Origin of the sequence: Levilactobacillus senmaizukei DSM 21775 = NBRC 103853, from assembly GCF_001592085.1 — a bacterium.
GTDB lineage: Bacteria > Bacillota > Bacilli > Lactobacillales > Lactobacillaceae > Levilactobacillus > Levilactobacillus senmaizukei.
Genome location: NZ_BCWD01000026.1, coordinates 1 through 24,949 on the forward strand (window position 1 = coordinate 1; position 24,949 = coordinate 24,949).

Below are 24,949 nucleotides of genomic sequence, written 5' to 3' on the forward strand. Positions count from 1 at the left end.
CCTAAATTTTTCAATAAAAAACCGACCAGCACTCCCCCGAGAACTGATCGATTCGACTTAAGAACTTAATTGAGATTCTAAGTGATGTAATTCGGCTGTCCGTACCTCACGGGGTAAGAACCGGCGAATTTCTTCTTCGTTATAGCCGACTTCCAAACGCTTGTCATCAAAGATGATTGGGCGCTTGATTAGGTCAGGATACTTCACAACTAAATCCACTAATTGGCTAACCGATAAACTATCTAAATCAACGTGTAGTTGTTTAAAGATATTTGACCGCGTGGAGATGATATCTTCACTACCATTTTCCGTTAACCGCAGGATTTGCTTAACTTCTGCGGCATTTAACGGCTTGGACTTGATATTGCGTTCCTTGAATGCAATGTCATGTCCCTTCAGCCAGGCACGTGCTTTCCGACTGGATGCGCTACTTGGAGCAATGTACAAATTAATCATAATCAGCACTTCCTTATCGTTGGATTGAGTAACGATAGAAAACAATCGACTACCTTTGGCCCCCCCGAAACATTTCACTGAACTATCTAGTAGAACCAACTTATATGTTATCACAATTGGATGAATAATCAACCCTTTTTGGAAACTTTCTAAAGAGGACCCCGCTTTTTTTGTGGAGTTAGTTGGGAAATTCAACCATCTTTGTAAAAAGAATTTCACTTGTGATAACCGACGTCAACCGCCCAAATATCACCTGAAAGCCTTACCACAAAGTTTTAAATTCACGAAATTATCCGTCGATAAATTAAAGAATTTATCATTTCGGCAAACCGCGCGTGTCTTTTTAGCCAATTTGCATGTATATTCACTTAACACGTATTTTTATCCATAGTAAACGCTTTCACTTACGCAAATTTGGCCTCTCAAACCAACTAAAATGGTTAAAATCACTAAAAGTCGTTAATCCCAAAAATCATTTTCCTTTTTAGTGATGGGTAGCGTAAAATTAGGGCCAGCAATTATGATTTGGAGGGGTCTGTGTTGGAAATCTTTTACGCCGTCCTGCTTTTGGTGCTGGCGACCATCGTCGCTAATACGATCTACCCGTATTTTCCCGCCATACCGCAGGCGTTTTATCAAATAGCAGCCGGAGCGATTCTTTCGTTGGCTCCACTGTATCATCACTTTGTCCTGGAGCCTGAAATTTTCATGCTCGTTATCATTGCCCCACTCATGTTTTACGATGGACAAAACGCCAACCCTCGCGACATCCGGAAAAACTTCGGGTCGATTCTCTCGATGGCGGTCGCCTTGGCCATCCTCACCGTGGTTTTAATGGGTTATGTCAGTCAGACAGTTCTCGCCGGATTACCGTTAGCACTGGCCTTTGCACTGGCAGCCATCGTCACCCCAACGGATGCCGTGGCCGTTTCATCCATCACCACCAACATCGCGGTCCCCGAACGTGTCATGGGCATGCTGGAACGGGAGTCGCTGTTCAATGACGCTTCCGGCTTGGTCGCCTTCAGCCTAGCTCTCACCGCCTTTACCACCGGTGAGTTTTCCCTCAGCTCCGGTATCAAACACTTTTTGATCGTGTTCTTTGGTGGCCTACTCATCGGCCTCGTACTGGGTGCAATAGCCGTTTGGGCCCGTGTCTACCTGGTTCAATCGGGAAAGGATTCCGCTAGTGTCATCGTGCCTTACGACGTCCTGGTGCCCTTCCTCATCTATCTCGCGGCCGAACACGCCGGACTCTCCGGAATTTTAGCCGTTGTTGCCGCCGGTTTAGTTTACAGTGTGTCAACCAACCAATTGCGGCTATCAAGTACGCAACTCCAGCTGGTGTCCCGATCAACTTGGACAATCTTGACCAACATCCTCAATGGGTTCGTTTTTGTCCTCCTCGGGGTCTCCCTGCCAACGGTATGGGTAAATATTCAACAGGATCATACCAAGTCACTCACAACCTTTATCACTTTGGCCGTTTTACTCTACTTGGTCATGCTAGCTTTACGATACTTGTGGATTCGTCTGAACTGGGCACTGATCCATTCGGACAAGTCCGACCGGCGGCAACACGCCCTCATTGGCGCCTTGTCGGGGGTTCACGGAACGATCACCTTGGCCATGGCCTTCTCACTCCCCTTGACCTACCATGGTGCCAGTTTCCCTTTCCGCAATACCATGATCTTTATCGCGGCAGTCGTTATCATCCTGAGCTTACTGGTACCCACTATCGTGTTGCCATTCATTCTGCCTAGTAAGCAACTCCCCGTTGATCCCGACGACGTGGTACGCGAACGAAAAGCCCTCGTGGATTACGCTACTAGTCGGCTGGCCCAGGAAAATCCGGACTCGGCGGCCGCGACCCAGACAGTTATTGAGATTCTTAATAGTCAGGCCACCAATGAACGGCCTGACCGTCACAAGGTCCAAGGCTTACTCAACCATGCCACTAAAATTGAGACCCAGACGGTCCAACAAATGGCCGATGATGGCGTCATCACCCAGGCCTTTGCGGCTCGTTACATTCGTATCTTGGTCTTCAAGTCGCAATTAAGTAGCCACAATCCATTCGTTAACCTCACCCTCTGGTTTCGTTTCGTTAGCCACCGAGTTCGTCACGGCTTTAGTCGCCGGTTTCGACGTCAAGCCCGTATCCGCAAGCAACAGGAGTGGCTGGCCACTCACGACGCTTCTCCTGAGCAACGGGCCGCACAACAACGACGGTTGGCACTCGAACAACGCCGATTGCCCCGCAAACGGCAACACAACCGGGCGGTCGATCAGGAACGACGGGCGGACTATTTAAAGATCGAGAGCACGGTCTACGAGAACGTCATGACCTTTTTAACGGAAACGGCCAGCGTGGAGAACCAGGCCGAAGTTAACGCGGTGCGGAATTACTACAACGCGCGGCACCGCCGATTCAATGCCAGCGACGCCACCAGCGAGGCCCAAAACGAAATGTTTATTCAAGCCTTCCAGTACGAGTACACCTATATCCGTGAGCAACGAAGTGCCCAGCGCGTTTCTGCCGCCATGGCCGAAGAACTTTACCAACAGGTCTCGACCGATCAGATGCTGTACATGCAAGAATTTGCCGACGCCGACTAAAATTTGGGGTCACCGTCACATTTTCTTCACAATTTCCTGATATAGTTAGAGCCATAACTTACGAATGAATAAACGAATAAGTTACCAATTTTACTCCTCCAAAGTAAAAATAAGGGAACCGCTATTCAAGGTCCCCCACTCCAAACGTACTATACGTTTTATCTTCCGCGACGATGCAGACTATCAAGGTCTGGTCGCCGTTTTTTTTATGCTCCAGCGCAGATTATGTAAAAAAGTCGTCGATCCGTGGTATTTTTTGCCGTCATAAATTTACAGCCATGACAAACTAGCTTATAATTTCTTTAACAGCTTTGATCTGAACGTCTTGACGCCGGGAAAGTGCCAGACGTCGTAATTGGAGGGTGACACCAAATGAAGTTAACAATCTTATCTACCAGTGATACTCACGGTTACGTTTTCCCGACGAACTACGTCAAGAAAGGTAGCCACCAAGGCTTCGGCCTTGCACGGGCTGCCACCGTCCTAGCGCGAGAACAAGCCGCAGCTAAGGTCGACGGCACCGTCTTAACCGTGGAAAACGGGGATTTCCTGGAGGGATCACCCCTGGCCTACTACGTGGCGCGGGTGCAACCCGACCGTAATCCCCAGGCCTTAATGTCCATTTACAATCAGATTGATTATGACTGTGGCATTCTGGGTAATCATGAATTTAATTATGGCCAGAATTACTTACAGGCCGCCATTCGCGAGGCCAAACGGCCCATCCTATGTGCAAACATCCTGGACCACACCGGCCAGCCTGAATACGGCGAACCTTACAAAATTATTGAAAAAGACGGCATCAAAATCGGCGTATTAGGACTCACCACCCAAGCCGTTTATAAATGGGAAAAGGCCACCAATATCGATGGCCTCCAATTCGAATCGGCCTTCACCGCCGCCCAAAAGTACGTGCCGATTATCAGAGAACAAGCCGACGTCGTCGTCGTCTGTTACCACGGTGGCTTTGAGCGCGACCTCACGACCGGTAAGCCCAATGACATTCACGTGGGCGAAAACGAAGCCTACCACATGTTGGAGGCTATTCCGGGCATCGACGCCCTAGTCACCGGCCATCAACATCGTCAATTAGCGACGGACGTCTTTGACACGCCAACCACGCAACCTGGTTTTCGAGGTCAAGCGATCGGCAAGATTGTCCTGGATCTCGACCGCGATGCGACTGGCCATATGACGGTCACCCATCACGAAACCGAAGTCGTGCCAACTAAGCACGCGCCCCTTGACGCCAAGGTGTTGGACGCCGCCGCTGACCTGAATCGAGCCGTTAGCCACTGGTTGGACCAACCTTTAGGCCGGATCGAAGGCGACATGACCTTTAGTGATCCGTTCAAGGCCCGCATGGAAGAAACACCCTACATAGAATTTATTCAACAGGTTCAGATGGCCACCATGGGGGCCGACATTTCCGCAACCGCCCTCTTCAGCGATGAGGCCCGCGGCTTCGAAAACCCCATCACCATGCGTAACATCATGACCAATTACGTTTATCCGAACGGCCTCTCACTCCTGGAAATTACTGGCGCAGATCTGAAGGCCGCCATTGAGGTTAGTGCCCGCTACTTCAAGGTGATTGACGGTGAAATTGCGGTCAATCCGGCCTTTGTTCACCCGAAGCGGCGCCAATATAATTACGACATGTATGAAGGGGTCGATTACCAGCTAAACATCGCTCAACCCTTTGGACAGCGTGTCGAAGGCCTCACGTATCACGGTCAACCGGTCACAGCGGACCAGCCATTGAAAATCGTCTTGAACCAATACCGGGCGGTTGGCGGCGGCCATTTCTCCATGTTCAGTGCCGACAAGATTATTGCGGAAGGTCAAGGGGCGATGAGTGAAATCATTGCGGACTACCTGCAAGAACACCCGGTTATTCAGGCGGTGGCAAACCATAACTTTCGGGTCATTAATGAAAAAAGATAGCGTGCACAGCCCGGCGGAGCCCGTTTCGACAATTAATGATGATTAGCGAACCAACGGCGCGCCGTCACACCATCGATTAAAAATTCAATACCTAACAAAAAATCCTCTAGGAATTAACTTCCCAGAGGATTTTTTTAATGGGCCGATTAAGCATTGGCCGCTTTCTTCTTTTTCTTTTTGTGTTTCTTCCTTTCGTCGCCAACGTACTCCACCGCGGTTAGCTGCCGGATGGTGGTCACCTTGATCTTCCCAGGATACGTTAGCTTATCCTCGATCTGTTGGGCCACTTCTTGAGTTAACTTGGCGGCGGCTTGGTCATCCAACTCCCGTGGCTTAACCACAATCCGGAGTTCACGACCGGCTTGAATGGCATAGCTTTCTGCCACTCCAGTCTGTTCGTTCGCAATTTGTTCCAACGCACGGAGCCGACTGATGTAGTCTTCAACCGATTCACTCCGGGCACCCGGACGGGCTCCAGAAATTGCATCGGCGGCGGCTACCAGGTCGGACAGTGGGGTGGTCTTCTCGACATCCCCATGGTGGGCAGCGATCGCGTTAATCACAACCGGATCTTCACCATACTTTTGGGCAAACTCGGTTCCGATTTCCACGTGGGTCCCTTCGACTTCATGGTCGATGGCCTTCCCTAGGTCATGCAGTAACCCGGCCCGGCGAGCCAAGCGGGTATTGTACCCGAGCCGCGCCGCCATGGCACCAGTCAATTGAGCCACTTCGATGGAATGCAACAGGACGTTTTGACCATAACTGGTCCGATACTTGAGCCGACCGATTAACTTCATCAGGTCGGGATGCATCCAGCCCACATGTAAGAGGCTGACGGTTTGTTCACCGGTCTCCCAGAGACTGTGGTTCACGTCCCGCAACGCATTCTCCACTTGGGTCTCAATCTGATTGGCCGAAATGCGGCGACTCGCCACGAGATTCGTCAGGGCAACCCGGGCAATCTCTCGTCGAATCGGATCATGCGTACTGATGAATAACGTCGAGTTGTCATCCGGCACAAAAATTAAGTCCGTCCCGGTCAACGTCTCCAGCAAACGGATGTGTTGGCCCTCACGCCCGATAATCTTACTGCGGATTTCGCCGTTAGGCACGGTCACACTGTGTTCTAAATGTTCTTTCGGCAAGTCCTGTGGACCACTTTCCGTGGCAGAAAGGACCACGTCCTTGGCCCAGCGTTCGGCATTGGCCTCGGCGTTATCATTCAATGCCTTAACCTCGATGTCGCGATCGCGTTTAAGGGCCAAATTTGCCCGATGAATCACCTGTTCTTGGGCACTTTGCGCGGTCATCCCCGCCTGATCGGCCAGGGTGGTCTCTCGCTGCTCACTGAGTTCTTCAGCCTGGTCTTGCAGTAAGTGCACGGCCTGACGTTGGTCACGGTTGGCTTGACTGTGTTCATCCAACATTTCGGTCTGATCATCCAAGCGAATGGCCATCTGATCCATCAATTTTTCACGTTGTAGCCGACGCTGTTCACGCGCCGTAATATCTGTTTTCTGTTCGGTCAATTCATCCTTGACTGATTGCTGATAGGCCAAAGTCTCTTGACGACTATCGGCGTGTATTTTCTGCACACGTTGCTTGGTCTCTGCGGTTGCCTGGGCGATAATCTCACGCGCCTGTTCCTGTACCGCCAACAGTTCTTGACGGTGCTGATGCCGACGCACCAGGTAGCCGAGGACCAGCCCAATCAGCAAGGCTCCGATAATTAGTCCTATGCTTAACAATATGCTGTACTCCTTAGTCTTCAATCCCGACAAATCATCGGGTGGGTTGGTCACTCTTCTAGCTAATTATACGCTATTTCCCCCCACAACCCAACTAAACCTCGTCGTGATTTACCAACCGGCCGACCTAGTGACCGGCTGGCAGGTATTTAGCCAAAAAGCCCTCAACCGTGCGGGTATACAACTGGGGATCGTGTGACAAGGCCGCCGCATGCTTGGCTCCCGGTACGATCAACAGTTGTTTAGGCCCGGCATCGGCCGCATAGACTTGGTGAACCATGCGGGTTGGCACGAAGGTGTCCGCGCCTCCATGAATGAAAAGCATCGGCTTATGGTTCTTCTTCACCGCCGCTACAGCATTGGCATCCTTAAAGTGAAAGCCGGCTCTGGCCTTCGCCACAGAGCTGGTCAATGGCACCAATGGCCAATATGGCAGATTATACATTTGCTTAGCCTGATAGGTAATCTCGGCCTCAGCATTAGTATAGCCACAATCCTCAATGTAGGCCTTAAGCTGTGGTGGCGTCTGCAGACCACTCGTCATCATGGTTGTGGCGCCCCCCATGGACACCCCAAATAAGACAACCTGGGCCTGTTGACCCTGCTTAGCAATGACCTGGTTGACCCACTTCAAATAATCCTTACTCTCGTAGTAGCCGTAGCTGATGACCTTCCCCTGACTGGCCCCTTGACCCCGGGTGTCGGGAATTAATGTGTTGTAGCCAAGCCGATGGAACATGGCCACGTAGCCACCCATGGCTTCCTTGTCCGAGCCGAAGCCGTGGACCAGGACCACCGTCCGTTTGGTTGGCTTCGTGGCGGGAATGTAGTCGGCCACCAATTTTAAATCAGTGCCGGCAGCCTGCTCCGTCCAGTGTTGCTTGGGCACCGTTTGGTACCACTTTTTCTGTTGATAGAGGGGGTCCGTCTTCTTTAACTTGGTGACTGGCCCGACAAAACTCTTCTTACCGCTGGCAACCGTCATATTATAAAAGTACTGACTGGCGCCGAATAGTCCCGCAGCAACCAGGATGGCCAGCATGACAATGGCGATTAACCACCGTTTCATTCGCTTACTCAAGATGTTATCCTCCCTTAATCGTGAAACTCACAACGGTAAGTATACGAAGATCTCGCCGCCAGCGCAATCGATATGAAGTTTGCTATAATAAAGCCAACTAACGGCTAGGAGGGCTCATCCATGAAATACTCATTAAACTGGGATCTCGATTCGCTCTTCGCTGGTGGGATTAATTCCGATCAGTTGAAGACTAAATTAGCGTCGATTCAGACCGCCACCGCCACCCTGGGCGATCTGCTTGACCGCTGGGACGCGGCTAGCGACGCCCCCGAATATCAGCAATTTATCAAGTTAATCGATCAGCTACAGGCGGTCGAGGCCGGTCTTGGTCAGGCAAACCTTTTCATTACCGGTGTGGGTTCGGCCGACAGCCACAATGCCGACGTAGCCCCAGTCGAGGCTCACTTCCGCGATCTAGCCACCCAGGCGGATAACGTGGTGGGTAAGCTCAAGAAGGTCCTGGTTCAGGTGCCAGATACCAATTTTGCAGAAATGCTCGCCCATCCCCAACTCGCCCCGATTGCCTTTAACCTACAAGAGATGCGCGACGCGGGTAAAACACTATTGGACGATAAGACCGAAGCCCTCATCAATCGGTTAAACCTGGACGGCAAGGCTGCCTGGAGTAGCCACTACGATTCCCTAGTGGCCACGGTTCAGGTCCCGTTCCACGACTCCGATGGTCGGCCCATCACTCTTTCGGCCGGACAGGCCGACAACAATCTCCTGGGTAACGCGGATCCCAATTACCGATCAGCCCTACTACCAGCTTGGGAAAAGGCCTGGACGGACAAGGAACAACTCTTTGCCGATACCCTCAACCATCTGGCAGGCTTTCGACTAACCGAATACGCCGCCCACGGCACGACCGATTTCTTAAAGGAACCTCTCAAGGAAAACCGGTTATCTGCCGCAACCCTAAAGACGATCTGGCGGGTAGTTGACGACAATAAGGCCATGCTACTCGACTACCTGGACCGTAAGGCAGCCCTCTTAGGTAAAAAACACGCCGGTTGGGAAGACGTCGAGGCTCCACTGAATTTACCCGGTAGCACACCCCACCAATTTACCTTTGACGAGGCTGCGGACTTCATCATCCAACACTATGGTGAATTCTCACCAAAGATGGCGGCGTTGGCCAAACACGCCTTCGAGCACCACTGGATTGAAGCGGAGGATCGGCCGGGTAAGGCACCCGGTGGCTGGATGGAAAGCGCGCCGGAGACCAACGAATCCCGCATCTTCATGACCTTCACCGGTTCACCAAACGACGTTGCCACCATCGCCCACGAGTTGGGCCACGCCTTTCACTCCAGTGTCATGCACGACCTGCCTATCCTGCGGCAAGACTACGCCATGAACGTCGCCGAAACGGCCTCAACCTTTGGCGAACTGATCGTGGCGGATGCCAACCTACAGGCCGCCACAACCGATGCCGAAAAGATTACCTTGTTGAACGCCAAGATGGATAATCCCCTCGCGATGTTCTTAAATATTCGCGCCCGATACCTCTTTGAAACCCGGTTTTACCAACTGCGCCAACAAAAACTAGTCACCCCAGCCGAATTGAATGAGCTCATGTTGAATGCGCAGAAAGAAGCGTTCGGCCACGACCTATCAACCTACTCACCCCACTTGTGGGCCAGCAAGTTACATTTTTACATCGACGAACCCGCCTTCTATAATTTCCCATACGTCTTCGGCTACTTATTCAGCCTGGGGATCTATGCCAAGGCCCAACAAACCAAAAACTTCGAAGACGCGTACATCGCGCTGCTCAGGGATACGGCCAACATGTCGACCGAGGATCTGGCCGCTAAGCATCTCGGGGTCGACCTGACCCAACCAGACTTCTGGTTGGCTGGAGTCAAGCTCATTAAGCAGGATATTAGGGAATTCATGCGACTGACTGATTCACTAGTGAAATAGTCCCTACTTTCAGATAAAAGTAACGCAGAGTGGTATACTATTGGTAGACAAATCAACGGAAGAAACGGGTGAGTGTATGTTTTCAGAACGACTACGGGCCTTACGACGCGGCCAACATATTACATTGGAACAACTAGCCACGGCGCTGAACAAAAAGGCGCTTGGCGAGGATGACCATCCCAACACAGCGTCACAAATTGGAAACTGGGAACGGGGCATCCGGACGCCATCCTTCCTCGAAGTTCGTAAGCTCGCGGAATATTTTGACGTCACCATGGACTACCTCACCGGAAAGGCCGAACGTGATGAATACGATCTCGGTCGCCTCTTCCTGTCCGGCAAACAACTGAGCTTTAATCGGGAACTCCTCAGTGGCCGGGACCGTTACGAAATTTACCAATTGATCGATGGCTACCTACATGGTAAGGAAAATCGCTTCACCGATCAGGAACCGAACCAGCAAGAAGAACTGGATCTCCATTTGGACGACCATTAACCCTTGACGGTCGGCTGGTCAGCGTAACTGCTAACCAGCCGACCGTTTTATTTTGCCTAACCGCTCGAAAGGACCGACGACGATGAATCCCAAAAAACTACGACGTTTGAAAAAACAGATCCGCCACCAACCGACGCCACTTGCCCAACGCGACTACCTCAGTCGTATTAAAGCCTACTATCAAGACTTCGGCGAGTATCCCGCCATCAAAGGTCTTCTCAGTAACATCATCCTGGCGGACCGCATCCTAAACACCGGTAAGTTACCTCAACAGTTGCCACTACTACAACTACCGGACGACATCCAAGACGTCATCTTCCAGCACATCAACGCGACCTATCCCGCTGGCGACCCCACCGGTGACCAACTCTGGAATCACCTGACCGATCTCCTACCACAATTGGACCATGATCTACGATCTTTCAGGGACTATCTTGAGAATCATTATGGCATGTGGGCTTACACCTCGGAGCCATTCGTCAACGATCTGGCAGAATTTGTCGGTGACCGGTCGGTTCTAGAGGTCATGGCCGGTAACGGTTATATTTCGAAGGGCCTACGGGATGCTGGCAAGACCGTCTACGCAACTGACAGTCGGAGCTGGACGGCTGAAAATGAAACCGGGCGCCACACCTTAACACCAATCGAATCTTTGACCGCCTTAGAGGCGTTTGAGAAATATCAAAGCGACGTTGGCGTCGTGGTCATGTCCTGGTCACCGGATGGCGTTCCCGTGGATTGGGAGCTACTTCAGGCTATTCGCGCTTCTGCGGCCGACGTGGACTTAGTCGTGATTGGCGAAAAGGACGGGGCCACCGATTCAGCTGACTTTTGGCAGCATGCCGACCTGCTTGACAATCCAACCGTGCACCAGTTAAACCGGCACTTTACCCCAATTGACCTGGTTCACGACCACGTTTACCTGGTCCGCTAAAATTAGCGTTTTTACCAAACCTAACCGAGATCGTTTACACCCGTTGCCGCCTTTTGTTATGATGTGAAAGGTTAATTAACTCAGGGAGGAATCACCATGATTGATTTGGGAAGTATCTTATTTTACGGCATTGGGTTAGCCCTCATCGTGGCACTAGCTTATGCCGCCTACGCTAGCCATCAGGCCCATCGAGACGATTAGGTATTGAGCTTTGGGTTATTAGTTAGGTCCGCCTACGGCTCCAAGCTGGCAACGGTAACTGCTTTTTGATGGCCTTGTAGTTGATTGTCACTACTCGGCTGCCAGTATCGATGGTCATGATCAACCGGTCAGCAATAGTCAGTTTGACGCTCAACTAGTATTTATATTTATCTATTAACTTACATGTAACGATACATAAAAGCTGCGCCGCCATTTTAAAATGGTGACGCAGCTTTTTTTTGACATTATTTTAATGATATTCCGCCCAAACCAGCAACAGCGTTAATAATAACATCCCCACGATAGCCACTAGGTGCCACCGCTTGTTGCCCACGAAGATGGCGATGTATTCGCGCAGGATCGCGTTGGGCAGAAAAAATTTGGCCGTGCGGGCACCGATGCCATCAGCCTTCACACCCGCCCTTCTGGCAATCATCCCCGCTCGGAAGGTGTGATAGCCATTCGTCACGAAGGTAATCCGCGGCTGTACATCACCACGCGCCGTGATGATCTGTTGCGAGAAGACCATGTTTTCGAAGGTCGTTTTCGACCGCTTCTCCGCAATCGCCTGGTCGGCGGGTAAACCACGATCCAGGGCGTACTGTCGCATAGCCACACCTTCCGGAACCGTTTCGTCGCCGCCCTGGCCGCCCGAGAAAATAATGACCGGTGCGTGACCCGTTTTGGTTAGTTGCTTATCATAGAATCGCATGGCGCGGTCAATTCGCTGGCCTAACAGCGGCGAAACCTCATCCCCATTTAACAGTCCCGCCCCGAGCACGACTAAATAATCTTGCTTATAGCGTGGATGATTAAATTGATAGATGAACAACATCGTCAGATAGTTGTAAAACCAGAAGAGCACGTAGAAGATCACCATCGATGGGAAGAGATTAATCGCCGTCGCCACCGGAACCGGTAGGTATAACGATGTCAGTCGCACCACGAATGGCGCGATCAGAATCGCGATACCTAGAAACAGCGTCAGCATGTTAGCAATCGTATGGCTCTCCCGTTTCCAGACAATCCAAGCGTTCCATAAGAGCAGAAACGCTTGCAGTGTGAACACGACCCCAATCACCATTAAGAATAAGCCGAATATTACCAAGCTAATCACAATCAGCCAGCGATTATTGGTCGCCAAGATGGTGATGGCGGCCATGGTCAGAAAGGAATAGAAGAATAGCGAGAACCAAATACCATTGCCTAACCGCCGCTTTTCAATGCAATAACTGATCAAAAAGATGAGCCCAAAGCCTAACGGGATCAACCATCCCCAAAAGACGATGGGTTCAATGCCAAATCCACCCGCTTGCAAAGACCTTCCCCCCTTAATTAAACCAAGTCGATACTTTTAGAATAGCATAACTACCGTGGCTTGATGACCTCGGGCCATAAAAAAAACAGTGACTTTTACACTGCCTACATGACTCTACTTAACGGGATACACTAACTTTGGATTAGCCGTCATGTATCCACCGGCTACCCGCTTACTCTGAAATTTTAATACCCAGCAGTCCAATCAACTGGGCCGCCTGGAATTGGTTAATCGTTAACCCCTTGGCCAGATCGGCACTCAGACTGACCGCCTCAAAGTCCGCCGCATGCCAGTCGAACCCCTTCAGTCGAGTTTCAATAAAACTGGCACCGGTCAAACGGGAGCCCGCAAAGTCAACGCCACCCTTGCTACGAACAGCCTGAAAGGCACTCTCCAGCAAGTCACAATCCTGCAAACTAACGCCATTGAGCTGTGACTCACTGAAGTTCGCATAAGCCAGCTTGGAAGTAGCAATGGTCGTCCGTTGCCAAAAGCTGCCCGTGAAATCTGCTCCGGATAACTGTAAATTCCGCAATTCACAGTCATACCACCGGCTCGTTAACCAACTCGTGTTGACCAACTGGCAGTGAGTCAAGGTGACCCGGACGAACTCCCCCTGATTAAAGTTTGTCTGGTCAAACTCGCAGTGATCTAGGGTCACATCCATCAGCCGTATCGTTTCATTCGCCGGGGTGAAATGGCAGTTATGATACCCGTGTTCCGCTTCAATGTCGTCAAAACTCAGCGTTTGGTCCGCCACAACTGGATAGTCTTCCATAATTGGCCTCCATATTTTTTAATTGCGTGTTTACCAATTTTTTATAATAAAAAAAACGCCCAACCAGTCTAAGACTGATTAGACGTTTTTACCACAGCATTCGTCGAAACGAATGGATTTATCTCGGAATCCACATTCCCTCAAAATCAAGCACGTCACAATACGGTGACATATGTGCCCTGCTGACAAATTCACCTAGCCGCTTGCGCGGACACCCTTTGCAAGCAAAGAATGCGTGATTTCTCGACTCATCGCATACAGGAAATCATACCACAGAGGACTCCCTGCCGCAAGTCCAATTTAGTCATCAGACTTTTTAACATCGGTGGCCTCCTTGTTGGTGGCTGCCGCCTGAAGCTTTTCAATCTGGAGCCCGAGCCAATCGTGGAGACTGTCATCGGCAGTCTTAGCCTGATCGACGTAGGTATCAGCCGGTGCTAATGCATCGATCCGCAGGCCAGAGACATTGATATCTGCCGTTTCAATCACGGCATAGACGTTCACGTCCGCTTCAGCATCCGTTTCCATGATTTTACCGATAATCTTACTATCCTTCAACGGTAAATTAATCACGCTAGTCTCTAAGCGCACGGAGACTTCTGCGTCACTCAGCGTTAACTCTGCCTGAGCCAATTGATCCGCTGCAATCTGTTTGCGAATAAATTTAGCTAAGGGCGCCATAGCCTGATCGGCGTCGGCATAGAAGGCCTTTTCCGTCGTCTTGGCGCTGAAATGTTGTAGGTCATCGTTGGCCACTGCGTCTATAAATGTTTGAATTTCTCGTTTCATTACTGGCACCTCGCTTATTTACTAAATCGCTGGCGGTCCCGCTTGTCCCGTTCACGTTTCCGCAACCGCAGGGCCAGTACCAACCAATAGCCGTTACCGGCCATGAGCGCTAGGCTCAAGGCCGACATCAACAACCGGATTTCAATATTCGTATGACTGTTCCACATATTCACGAGAACCCCAATTAGGCCCAACGTGTACAGGGCGATGACCAACCCCATTAAGTAAAATGAGGGCTTCCAGTCTAAGGCGGCCAACACGATTGTCACAGCGTACAAGCCAATGGCAATCAGGCTGGACTTCATCAATTCACCCGATTGAGCGGCACTTCCTTGGACAAAGGACTGCGTCATTAAAAAGTTAATGACTAAAAAGCCGACCAAGGAAACCACGGCCCAAGCAATCACGTTACGATCTCTCATTTAAAATAAACCCCTCAATAATTTCATAAATAAAAAACGTGGTCCAACCGACCACGTTTTAGTCAATTTCTTCTATTCTAACGTATTCCACCGGTAAAATCAGCTAATCCACAAAAACTAACGGGAATCTAATCGACCAGCAGCGCCAAAACATCAGCAGTCGCAATGCCATTGAAGTATTGTTGTGTGTCCACACTATTCAAGACGGCCCCAACACTTTCCTTGTCATACCGAACGCCGGCCAGCTTGTCGGCCAATTCCGTTGCATCTCCCGGGCCAAAGAAATCGCCGAAGAACTTGATGTTCTTAATCTTCCCGGTTTCGACTAACAGACGGGCATCGATGGTCCCGGCAGTAAAGTGTTGCCGCTTCTTGACCGTGAACTCGGGTGAGTTGCCATAAACCCAGTCCCAGTTGCTGTAGTAATCGGTGTAAATCTTGTCAATAGCCGCTTGGTCATCGTCATCGATGCTGACCTTTTTGTCAGCAATGGCAGCCAAGCTATCGACGTGAAAGAGTTCCTTCAACAACGTGTCCCGGAATTCCGGTACCGTTAAGTTTTGATATTCCGGTGCTAAGTATGGCTTCAGGTTGGTAACCCGTGATCGCACGGACTTGATTCCCTTGGACTTCATTTTGTCTTCGGGCACGTTCAGGGCATGAGCAATTACGTCTTGATCCACGTCCAGCATCAAGGTCCCGTGAGAGAAGGTCTTCCCACCATGCGAGTACATCGCATTCCCAGAGAACTTCTTGCCATCAACTAAGATATCATTTCGACCGGAAACTTCGGCGGTTTTGGCCCCCATGTCATGCAGCGCATCCACAACGGGTTGAACAAAGGACTTGAAGTCCCCGAAGGCCTCACTGTCGCTATCGACCACGAAGCTAAAGCACAAGTTGCCTAAGTCTTGATAGACCGCGCCACCACCGGAAAGCCGCCGGGTCACCGTGATGCCGTTTTCTTCGACATACTTTTGATTAATTTCTTCCAGCGTATTTTGATTACGCCCAACGATAATGCAAGGACCTTCATAGTAAAACAGAACCAAGGGTTCATCGAAAGTCTTATTGTTCATCAAATATTGTTCGGTCGCGAGATTCCGCCGAATATCATGTGATTCCATGGCATACCAATACATAACCAAAAATCCCCTTTCAAATTAACCAACCAGGCAACCTGTAACCAGCAGGCTCCCATTGACTAAAATCATAGCATGCTTTGAAATCGATTACAATTTAGCACTCAAGCCAATCAAAAAGACCATCAGAGGTCATGTCTGATGGTCTTTAGTATTGCTTAATGGCGGCCGTAGCTACCATCCCTTCTACAATTATCATTATAGCCGGTTGTCCCTTTAAATGGCAGAAATCTGCTTACGAATTCTCAGTGTTTGCCGGGTTCGTCAACTGACGGAAGTAACCGTGATGTTGCAGATCCTGCTTTAGATCGGTCATCGTGAATTGATGGTAAAACTTACGATAATCCTCATCGGCCAGGGTAAAGAGATCCGTCAGCGTTTGAGAAATGTTCGCCGAGATATCGGTCTGTGAGCTGGCCTTGGTCCCCTTAGAATCCCCCGTAATGAACCGGGCATAGCTAATGGTTGGTGGGATCGTCAGATCATACAGTTCACCAACGTTAATATCTGCCAATTCCCGGACTAATTGATAGCCCCCGTTTTTACCCACGGACCCTTCAATATAGCCCTGCTTATGTAAGACCGACAAGATATTACGGATCATCACCGCATTCAATTGTAATGATGCTGCTAATTCACGGCTAGCGATCTTCCGCGGACGGTTCTCGTCCAGGTAGAGCAAGCTATGAACCGCAACGGAAAAGTCTAAGCGCATTGTTCAGCCATCACCTTTTAATCATTCTGAAGTTATTAACCGTATCATACCACATTCTGGATATTTAATAATAGCCTGCGGCGCTGGCCGGTCGCTACCACCCGTTATTTTAACGAGTAAACCCAGCAGTTGATTCAATGGTTTAACCAATTGTTAGGCAAGCAAGCAACCCAACACGCCATTTTTGGGCTCAATTTTAATCCCTCTAGAACTAAGTCTGAGATGATTGCCCTGTCAAAGTTTAGATGGGCCAGCCGTATCGTTCGTGACTGATGGTGACCCCCAACGACTACGGGGGCCATTGACGACCAGGGGGAATGGTCAGCAGTCAGACGGTATCTGGCCTAGGGGGGGATTAGCGTGGCAACCGAGGACAGTTTTTTAACCATTAAGGACGTCAGCACGGCTTTCAAGATTAACGGCCAGTACTACGATGCCATTTCACACATTAATTTAACGGTCCACCACGATGAAATTCTCGCGCTGGTGGGCGAATCCGGTTGTGGCAAGAGTACCTTAGCCACGACAATCATGGGTCTCCACGATCCGGACGAGACGCGAATTACTGGTGAGGTTGACCTCGAAGGGACCAACCTTCTGCAGCTTGACGAGAACGGTTATAACCAGTTTCGGGGAGCCAAGATCGGCATGATCTTTCAAGACCCGTTATCGGCGTTGAACCCACTCAAGCGCGTGGAGGACCAGATCCAAGAGGTCTTGGACTACCATACGACGTTATCAACCGCCGCCAAGCATGACCGAGTCATGGAATTACTCGATCAGGTGGGCATCGTGAATCCACCGCGAACCGCACGGCAGTACCCACACGAGCTTTCGGGAGGGATGCGCCAACGGGTCATCATTGCGATTGCCATTGCCTGCAAGCCGGACCTCATCATTGCCGATGAACCAACGACGGCCCTGGATGTGACGATTCAAGCCCAAATTCTTGATGTGTTGCGGTCCATTCAGACCGAAAACCATGCCGGAATTATCCTGATTACCCATGACCTGGGCGTGGTGGCCGAGACGGCCGACCGCGTGGCCGTGATGTATGCCGGACAAATCGTGGAATTGGGGTCGGCGGAACAAATCTTCAACACGCCGAAGCATCCCTACACCCGCTCCCTACTGCGGTCGATGCCACAACTCAACAACGAATCCGACGACCTCTATGTTATCCAGGGTAACGTGCCGTCACTACGACGGCTCCCAACGACCGGCGACCGTTTTGCCCCACGGATCCCGTGGGTGCCGGCCAGTGAACACGAAGCAACGCCGACCATGCATGAGGTCGCACCCGGCCATAAGGTCCGCTGCACCTGCTACCGCAACTTTACCTTTCCGGATGAGAAGGGAAGTGACCGTGTATGAGTCTGATTGAAATCCACAATCTCAAGGTTCATTACCCTATTCGCAGCGGCTTCTGGAACCGCGTCACCGATTCGGTTAAGGCCGTCGATGGCATCAGCTTCAATATCGAAGCCGGTGAAACCTACGGCCTGGTTGGCGAATCCGGTTCTGGTAAGTCCACCACCGGCAAGTCCGTGGTGGGCTTAGAGAAGGTCACCAGTGGGCAAATCATTTATCAGGGGCAGGACATCACGCAGCCAGCTAACCGCCGGCGGCTCCACTACAATCGAGATGTCCAAATGATCTTCCAAGACTCCCTGTCGAGCCTGAATCCCCGGAAACGCATCGAAGACATCATCGCCGAACCCTTGAGGAATTTTGAACACCTGAGTAAGGATGACGAAAAGCTACGAGTCTTACAGCTGCTTGACATCGTGGGGTTGGATGCCGACGCGCTGTATAAATATCCGCACCAATTTTCCGGCGGCCAACGCCAACGAATTGGGGTCGCCCGCGCGGTGGCTACCAATCCCAAGCTGATCATCGCCGATGAACCAGTGTCCGCCTTGGATTTATCCGTCCAAGCCCAGGTCCTAAACTTCATGAAACGAATTCAACAAGAGTTTGGTATCTCCTACCTATTCATTTCCCATGACCTAGGCGTCGTGCGCCACATGTGCAACAACATTGCCATCATGCACAAGGGCCGACTGGTGGAATTGGGAACCCGGGACGATATCTATCATCATCCCCTGCACATCTATACCAAGCGGTTACTGGCCGCAATTCCCGAAACAAACGTCAACCAACGGGCCGCTCACCGGGCCACCCGGCAAGCGGTGGAACAGGCCTACCAAGACCAGCAGGCTCGCTACTACGATGCCGACGGCGCACCCTTCCCACTCGTGGCGGTCAGTCCCACCCATTTCGTGGCTTTGCCCGCCGACTTCGCCCAGTCGTTGGCGCACGCTGAACAGGAGGTGCAGGCCTAATGTGGAAAACAATTTTACGCCGGATCCTCATCATGATTCCCGAAGTCATCATCCTAAGTATCCTGGTCTTCCTGTTAGCCAAGGCGATGCCCGGCGACCCATTTACTGGATCGATTAATCCCAAGGCGGATCCCGCCCAGATTGCCCACCTGATGAAGATAAATGGCCTCGATGGCCCGTGGTACTCACAGTATTGGAATTGGGTGGTCCATCTATTTCACGGAAATCTAGGGAACAGCTACCAATACCAAGAACCTGTGACGCGGCTGATTGCCGGCCGGGCAACCAACACCCTCTGGCTGGCCCTCTTCACCATGCTACTGACCTACGCGATTGCCCTACCAATGGGCGTCTTCGCCGGGCGGCATGAAGGTAAATTGCCCGATACCATCATTCGTTTTTACACCTACGTTACCTACTGCATTCCGTTCTTTGTCATCCTGGTTGTTGGCATTTGGATTTTCGGTTACGTGCTTGGCTGGTTCCCAACCACCGGGTCCATCTCGATTACCGCCAGTGGCTGGCTCAACACCATCGGGTCACGTTTCTATCACATTCTCCTTCCAGGAATCCTGGGGGCCCTATTCAGTACCGTCAACATCGTGCAATACCTGCGGTCAGAAGTCATCGATGCCAAGCATTCCGATTACGTTCGCACCGCGCGTGCAAAAGGGGGCCCGACCAAGGATATCTACCGTCACCATATCTTCCGTAACTCGCTGTTGCCAATCGCGGCCTTCGCCGGCTATTCGATTACTGGTCTGCTGAATGGGTCAATCTTTACCGAAACGGTCTTCTCCTATCCAGGGATGGGGTTGTTGTTCATCAATTCCATTAGCTACCGGGATTACACGGTAATTACGGCCCTGGTCTTAATCTACGGCATCCTAAATCTATTAGGAACGCTATTGTCGGATATTATTCTCAGTTTGGTTGATCCACGAATTCGGATTCAGTAGGGGGTGAACCGCATGCCAAATAAAATCGATCAACAATCCAGTATTTCTGCCGCTGATTTAACCCGGCTGAACCAAGAGGCCCAATCGGAAGCGACACCATCAACTGCTCGGATCATCTGGAACGAATTCAAGGCCGACCGACCCGCCATGGCCGCGCTCATCATCATTGTGGGATTCATCCTGTTTGTCATGGTGGCGGCCCTCTTCATCGATACACCCAAGATGATGGAGACCAATATCATGAACTACTTCAACCCACCCTTCTCGGCGCAAGACTGGTTGGGGGCTGACTCAGCCGGCCGTTCCATCGCCCAACAACTTATTGTGGGGTCACGTAATTCCATTGGGATTGCGTTGGGCCTAACCGCCATCTCCTCCACCTTCGGGATTGCTTGGGGGCTCATTTCCGGGTACTTCAATGGTTACGTGGACTGGGGGATGCAACGGGTCTACGACTTCATGATGATGTTACCCATGCTCATGATTATTATTGTGCTGGTCACCATTATCCCGCACTATAACGCCATTACGTTGACACTGATCTTCTCCCTATTTTATTGGGAAGGCACGTCCCGGCTGATTCGGTCGCGGACACTGGCCGAAGCCGATAAGGACTACGTGGCTGCCTCGATTACGTCGGGAACCAATCAATGGAAGATTATTTTCAACCAGATCATGCCTAACATCTCCTCACTGATCATCGTCGATACCACCCTGTCCTTCGCCGAAAACATTGGGGTCGAAACGGGGCTATCCTTCCTGGGATTTGGCCTACCGAGTCAAACCCCCTCACTGGGGACCTTAATCGCCAATGCCAACGACCCCAACAACATCACGCAATACTGGTGGACCTGGTTACCCGCGGCATTGGAAATTATCGTTCTGTGTTTATCCATTAGCTATATTGGTCAAGTCCTCCGGCGCGCGGCCGATGCCTCGCAACGGCAAGGGATGACCAACTAATTTAATTGTCATTTGAGGAGATGGTGCCTACTTTAACAATCACACACTGCACGTACCCTGGCGGGGATGAAGGGATGCTTGCTGGGAAACTATGAGGACATTTTTCAAGGGGGAAATTTGTATGAATAAGAAGAAATTAGTCTTATCGGCCGTTGCGGTGCTTGCCGTCATTGGCCTGGCCGGCTGTTCGAGCAAGAGTTCCAGCTCTAACAGCAGCGGCGAAAAAGGGGCTTCATTGAAGCTACCGGACCACTATACCAACACCAAGGCGACCGACAAAGCCGCCACTCGCAACGGCACACTGCACGTGGCCGAACCGGCGGACGCACCCTTCGCGGGAATTGGCGATCCAAACCTGATGAGTAACAACGAAGATAATGACGTGTTCGCACCCGGTGCCGCGGCTCCTGGCAGTATCAACGCTCTATTCATCTCCGATAAGAATAACAAGATTATCGATGGTGGGTTAGCTAACCAACGCCTCGATCGTAAGAACAACACCGTCACGATCACCTTGCGCAAGGGTGCCAAGTGGTCCAACGGCTCACCGATCACCGCTAAAGATATCGAATACACCTACGAAGTCATCGCCAATAAGGCTTCAACCTCGCAAGCGTACACGGCCGATATGAACAACATCAAGGGAATGGCCGCTTATCACGCTGGCACCGCCAAGACAATCTCCGGGATTGCCTATCCCGACGGAGAAACCGGCCGTAGCGTCGTCATTCACTGCACCAAGATGACGCCTGCCATGAAGTTTGTAGGCAACTCCTTTATTGCCGAAACGGTTGAACCTTACGACTACATCAAGAATGTCCCAATCGGTAAGTTGGCGGCCTCGCCACAAGTCCGTAAGAACCCCCTCTTCACGGGTCCTTACAAGCTGGACAAGATTGTCCCCGGCGAATCTACTTCCTGGTCCAAGAACCCTTACTACTACGGCAAGAAGCCGCAAATTAAGAACATTGTCATCACCGTCGTTTCTAGCAACAACATCGACAAGGCGATCCAATCCGGTAAGTATGACTTCACCTCACCAGCCGGTGTTATGCACGGAACTGACTACAAACAACTTAAGAACTTGAAGAACTACAAGATCGTGGGTCAACCCGAATTGGGGTACGGCTACTTTGGCTTCAACGTTGGTCAATTCGACACCAAGACCGGCAAGAACACCCTCGATCCGCACAGCAAGATGGCCAACAAGAGTCTCCGGAAGGCCATGATGTACGCCGTGAACAATGATGCCGTTACCAAGAAATTCTCGTACGGCATATCCTGGCGGGCCAACACCCTGATTCCGCCAATCTTTGACAACTACTGGGATTCTTCCGCTAAGGGCTTCCCGCTGGACATCAAGAAGGCAAACAAGCTTTTGGATGATGCCGGATACAAGAAGAAGGGCAAGTGGCGGGTTCAACCAAATGGCAAGCCATTAACCATCTACTTCGGTGCCATGACTGGGACCTCGGCTCAAGCGGCGACCTACCAAGACTACCTGCAACAATGGCACAAGATCGGCTTGAATGTGAAGTTTGCTACGGGTAAGACGATGGAAATGAACAGCTTCTACAGTACTTTGGAAGCGCCTAAGCAAAACAAGATCGACATCTACGACGCGGCCTGGTCCGTTTCATCCGAACCAACGCCAACGATGTACACCGAAACTTCCGTCCAAAACCTGGGCCACTTTGCGACTGCCAAGAACACGCAACTGATCAACGACATGAACAGTGACAAGGCTTGGAACGATAGCTATCGGGCTAAGATTTTCAAGGAATGGCAAGCCTACATGAACGAAGAAGCATACGTCGCTCCTGACGCATTCAGCTATACCTGGGCACCAGTTAACACCCGGGTCAAGGGTTACAGTCTCAAGAGCTCCAATGTTGATTTCTGGAGCAGCCTGTCCTTAACTTCATCCAGCATGAAGTAAGGTCTGCTTTACCGCAGCCGACCAGTCATGGTCGGCTGTTTTTGTGTTGGGTAGTGTAAATTTGGTTTTGAGTTTGGTGTTGGACCGCCTTCGGTGGTCAGGTACGCCGTCTGTGGGGCAACCATCGTCACAGGTCTCTGTACCTGACCCCCTACGGCTCTGGCAACAATGATCACCATGCCAGAACAGTCGCTATTATTAAGTCACTGTCAGCAAGAGCCTAGCATAATCACTTCATCTAATGTTTGTTCAAGAGTGACCTACCACTTTAAATTAATCTTTTACTAGTCCGTCAATCCATCCATTTACCCAATTAAACTAACCGCCTTTCTGGATAACCTCGCCCAATAACGGTTCACCCCTTGCCAGGTCCCAGTTTATTCAACGAAAGCTAACCTTTATTCATCAACATTCCGGACTCACCCAGTTAGGTCAATGCTTAAACGGGCGGGATTTTCAGGCCCTTTCATGAGTTTCTAGCGGAATTAATTACTTACACATAAAGCAATAAATGATATAGTAGAGGTAGAATTTAACTTGCTTCGTGAAGGGGTGGCATTTGAGATGTTACAACAATACAAAAACATTCTGGTCCCCGTTGATGGTTCCAAAGCAACGCAACCAGTTCTAGAAAAAGCAATCGAAGTCGCTAAGCGTAATAAAACTCATTTGGATATTTTAAATGTGCTCGAAGTTAACCAATTCAGCGACACATATGGTGGAGCCGTTAGTGGTGACGTCATTTACAAGCTTTCCCAAGATGTCCAAGACCGTTTGGATGCTTTAAAGCAACAAGCCTTAGATGCCGGGGTTCCCGACGTCAGTATTCACGTTCGGTTCGGTAACCCTAAGCCCGTCATTGCTCGGGAATTCCCAGCTGACCACGATACCGAATTAATCGTGATTGGATCAACCGGTTTGACCGCCGTTGAACGTCTGATGATTGGTTCCGTAACCAACTACGTTAGCCGTTCCGCTATCTGCGACGTCTTAATCGTCAAGCCAACCGAGATCAAATAAAACTTTTAAAATGGCTTTCCAACTGCCTCGCAGTGGAAGGCTATTTTTTTACGAAAGGTGACCGTCATGGTTCGAACTTGGTCCTACACCCGGGTTCTCCCGGAAAATTTCATCTCACGGCCACTGCGCCAACTACTTACCGACTGGCTAATCCCCAGCCACCTGGTTCACGATCTGCGGATTAACCAGCGGGTCCTGGTCAACGGACATTATCGATCCATGAATCAAACCGTTATTGGAGGCGACACCCTCCTGCTGACGTTTGTGCCCGAAGACTTCAAGGAACCCTTCCCCGCCGTCGATCCCGACAGTGCCGCCACCGTCAGTGTAATCTATGAGACCGCCGACCTGTTAATCGTCAATAAGACCCGCGGGAGTAAGACCCATCCCAACCAACCCGATGAGCGCGGGACGACCCTGAACCACGTGGCCGCCTACCTAGGTCCCGATGAACCGGGGCCTTACATTCTTAGCCGCCTAGACCAGGAAACCACCGGTGCTTTGATGATGACGAAGACCCCGGCGGTCGTGCCCATCATGGTCCGCAACATTGCCGAAAAACGGGTTCAACGAACTTATTTAGCGTGGGTTCACGGTAACCTTAACGGGACGGGAACCTTTACCGGCCCAATTGGTCGCGACCTGACCGACAAGCGAAAACGCCAGGTGAACGGTGATCACGCTCAGCCAGCGATAACCCACTACACCGTACTTGACCATCAACCCGGCGCCACACTCGTCCGACTCTGGCTAGAAACCGGGCGAACTCATCAGCTACGCGTGCACCTTGCTCACAGTGGACACGCCTTGGTTGGTGACCCCTTATACGGTCCTGACGGTCGAACGGCACTGCGGCTCCATTGCTGGCAGCTCGCCTTTCCGCAGCCCTTCACCCTGGATGACAAACGCACCACGGTCACGGCCCCAATACCAGCCGACTTTAGCGACTTTCAATTATTCGAAACTTAATCGTCAAATTTCGAACGTTCTGGACGATTGCAACCGTTAACTATTTTTTCTTGGTATACTAACCCCGATTGTATGGCTTAGGGGGGATTCGATGCGTTGGCAGCAGAGATGGGCGTTAATCGTTCTCGTAATCTTGTTGGCCATCCTACTTATCTGGGGAATTATTAATTTAGGCG

General features: G+C 50.9%; 21 protein-coding genes. 12 read left to right on the plus strand and 9 right to left on the minus strand.

Going from position 1 to position 24,949, the window contains the following annotated elements:
* Positions 1–57 precede the first annotated feature (57 nt).
* Positions 58–456, minus strand: a complete 399-nt coding sequence (gene spx, locus LSE01S_RS08915; protein ID WP_061777288.1) for a transcriptional regulator Spx — start codon at positions 454–456, stop codon at positions 58–60.
* A gap of 537 nt (positions 457–993) precedes the next feature.
* Here spx and LSE01S_RS08920 point away from each other — a divergent pair.
* Both LSE01S_RS08920 and LSE01S_RS08925 read left to right on the plus strand, forming a co-directional pair.
* The gene (locus tag LSE01S_RS08920; protein WP_235808328.1) at positions 994–3,075 is read left to right on the plus strand and encodes a cation:proton antiporter; all 2,082 of its coding nucleotides are present in this window, start codon (positions 994–996) and stop codon (positions 3,073–3,075) included.
* 372 nt (positions 3,076–3,447) lie between these two features.
* A complete protein-coding gene (locus LSE01S_RS08925) occupies positions 3,448–5,022 on the plus strand; it encodes a bifunctional metallophosphatase/5'-nucleotidase (protein WP_061777290.1) in 1,575 nt (524 codons plus the stop codon).
* A 146-nt stretch (positions 5,023–5,168) separates the two neighbouring features.
* Here the strand turns inward: LSE01S_RS08925 and rny are convergent, their stop codons facing one another.
* Positions 5,169–6,773, minus strand: a complete 1,605-nt coding sequence (gene rny, locus LSE01S_RS08930) for a ribonuclease Y (RefSeq protein WP_061777291.1) — start codon at positions 6,771–6,773, stop codon at positions 5,169–5,171.
* A gap of 127 nt (positions 6,774–6,900) precedes the next feature.
* Positions 6,901–7,854 (minus strand): alpha/beta hydrolase, encoded by a 954-nt coding sequence (locus LSE01S_RS08935; protein ID WP_082622380.1) that lies wholly within the window; start codon positions 7,852–7,854, stop codon positions 6,901–6,903.
* 120 nt (positions 7,855–7,974) lie between these two features.
* On the opposite strand from LSE01S_RS08935, the gene LSE01S_RS08940 reads away from it, so the two are divergent.
* The 3 genes from LSE01S_RS08940 (at position 7,975) to LSE01S_RS08950 (ending at position 11,213) form a co-directional block, all read left to right on the plus strand.
* Entirely contained in the window at positions 7,975–9,783 is a 1,809-nt protein-coding gene (locus tag LSE01S_RS08940; protein ID WP_061777292.1) for a M3 family oligoendopeptidase, read from the plus strand.
* A gap of 76 nt (positions 9,784–9,859) precedes the next feature.
* Positions 9,860–10,279: a helix-turn-helix domain-containing protein gene (locus LSE01S_RS08945; protein WP_061777293.1), complete on the plus strand. Its 420-nt coding sequence runs from the start codon at positions 9,860–9,862 to the stop codon at positions 10,277–10,279.
* 82 nt (positions 10,280–10,361) lie between these two features.
* Positions 10,362–11,213 (plus strand): hypothetical protein, encoded by an 852-nt coding sequence (locus tag LSE01S_RS08950; RefSeq protein ID WP_061777294.1) that lies wholly within the window; start codon positions 10,362–10,364, stop codon positions 11,211–11,213.
* A 451-nt stretch (positions 11,214–11,664) separates the two neighbouring features.
* On the opposite strand, the gene LSE01S_RS08955 is transcribed toward LSE01S_RS08950, so the two are convergent.
* The 6 genes from LSE01S_RS08955 to LSE01S_RS08980 all read right to left on the minus strand — a co-directional run bounded on the left by LSE01S_RS08955 (position 11,665) and on the right by LSE01S_RS08980 (position 16,578).
* A complete protein-coding gene (locus tag LSE01S_RS08955; protein ID WP_061777295.1) occupies positions 11,665–12,732 on the minus strand; it encodes a YdcF family protein in 1,068 nt (355 codons plus the stop codon).
* 172 nt (positions 12,733–12,904) lie between these two features.
* The gene (locus LSE01S_RS08960) at positions 12,905–13,510 is read right to left on the minus strand and encodes a pentapeptide repeat-containing protein (protein WP_061777296.1); all 606 of its coding nucleotides are present in this window, start codon (positions 13,508–13,510) and stop codon (positions 12,905–12,907) included.
* Between the two features lie 300 nt (positions 13,511–13,810).
* Entirely contained in the window at positions 13,811–14,299 is a 489-nt protein-coding gene (locus LSE01S_RS08965; protein WP_061777297.1) for a hypothetical protein, read from the minus strand.
* Positions 14,300–14,313: 14 nt separating this feature from the next.
* Positions 14,314–14,721 carry a hypothetical protein gene (locus LSE01S_RS08970; protein ID WP_061777298.1) on the minus strand — a complete coding sequence of 136 codons (408 nt, stop codon included), beginning with the start codon at positions 14,719–14,721 and terminating at the stop codon, positions 14,314–14,316.
* A 128-nt stretch (positions 14,722–14,849) separates the two neighbouring features.
* Positions 14,850–15,863, minus strand: a complete 1,014-nt coding sequence (lplA, locus tag LSE01S_RS08975; protein WP_061777299.1) for a lipoate--protein ligase — start codon at positions 15,861–15,863, stop codon at positions 14,850–14,852.
* 235 nt (positions 15,864–16,098) lie between these two features.
* Positions 16,099–16,578 carry an Rrf2 family transcriptional regulator gene (locus LSE01S_RS08980; RefSeq protein ID WP_061777300.1) on the minus strand — a complete coding sequence of 160 codons (480 nt, stop codon included), beginning with the start codon at positions 16,576–16,578 and terminating at the stop codon, positions 16,099–16,101.
* A gap of 360 nt (positions 16,579–16,938) precedes the next feature.
* Here LSE01S_RS08980 and LSE01S_RS08985 point away from each other — a divergent pair, with 360 nt between their 5' ends.
* The 7 genes from LSE01S_RS08985 (at position 16,939) to LSE01S_RS09015 (ending at position 24,773) form a co-directional block, all read left to right on the plus strand.
* Positions 16,939–17,952, plus strand: a complete 1,014-nt coding sequence (locus LSE01S_RS08985; protein WP_061777301.1) for an ABC transporter ATP-binding protein — start codon at positions 16,939–16,941, stop codon at positions 17,950–17,952.
* Entirely contained in the window at positions 17,949–18,923 is a 975-nt protein-coding gene (locus tag LSE01S_RS08990; RefSeq protein ID WP_061777302.1) for an ABC transporter ATP-binding protein, read from the plus strand. Before LSE01S_RS08985 ends, LSE01S_RS08990 begins: the two co-directional genes overlap by 4 nt.
* On the plus strand, positions 18,923–19,882 hold the full coding sequence (locus LSE01S_RS08995) for an ABC transporter permease (RefSeq protein ID WP_061777303.1): 960 nt from the start codon (positions 18,923–18,925) through the stop codon (positions 19,880–19,882). The genes LSE01S_RS08990 and LSE01S_RS08995 overlap by 1 nt, the downstream gene beginning before the upstream one ends.
* A 12-nt stretch (positions 19,883–19,894) precedes the next feature.
* A complete protein-coding gene (locus LSE01S_RS09000) occupies positions 19,895–20,845 on the plus strand; it encodes an ABC transporter permease (protein WP_061777304.1) in 951 nt (316 codons plus the stop codon).
* A 121-nt stretch (positions 20,846–20,966) separates the two neighbouring features.
* The gene (locus LSE01S_RS09005) at positions 20,967–22,784 is read left to right on the plus strand and encodes an oligopeptide ABC transporter substrate-binding protein (RefSeq protein ID WP_061777305.1); all 1,818 of its coding nucleotides are present in this window, start codon (positions 20,967–20,969) and stop codon (positions 22,782–22,784) included.
* A 564-nt stretch (positions 22,785–23,348) separates the two neighbouring features.
* The gene (locus tag LSE01S_RS09010) at positions 23,349–23,804 is read left to right on the plus strand and encodes a universal stress protein (protein ID WP_061777306.1); all 456 of its coding nucleotides are present in this window, start codon (positions 23,349–23,351) and stop codon (positions 23,802–23,804) included.
* 66 nt (positions 23,805–23,870) lie between these two features.
* Positions 23,871–24,773, plus strand: coding sequence for an RluA family pseudouridine synthase (locus LSE01S_RS09015; RefSeq protein ID WP_061777307.1), 903 nt, complete (start codon positions 23,871–23,873; stop codon positions 24,771–24,773).
* Positions 24,774–24,949 lie beyond the last annotated feature (176 nt).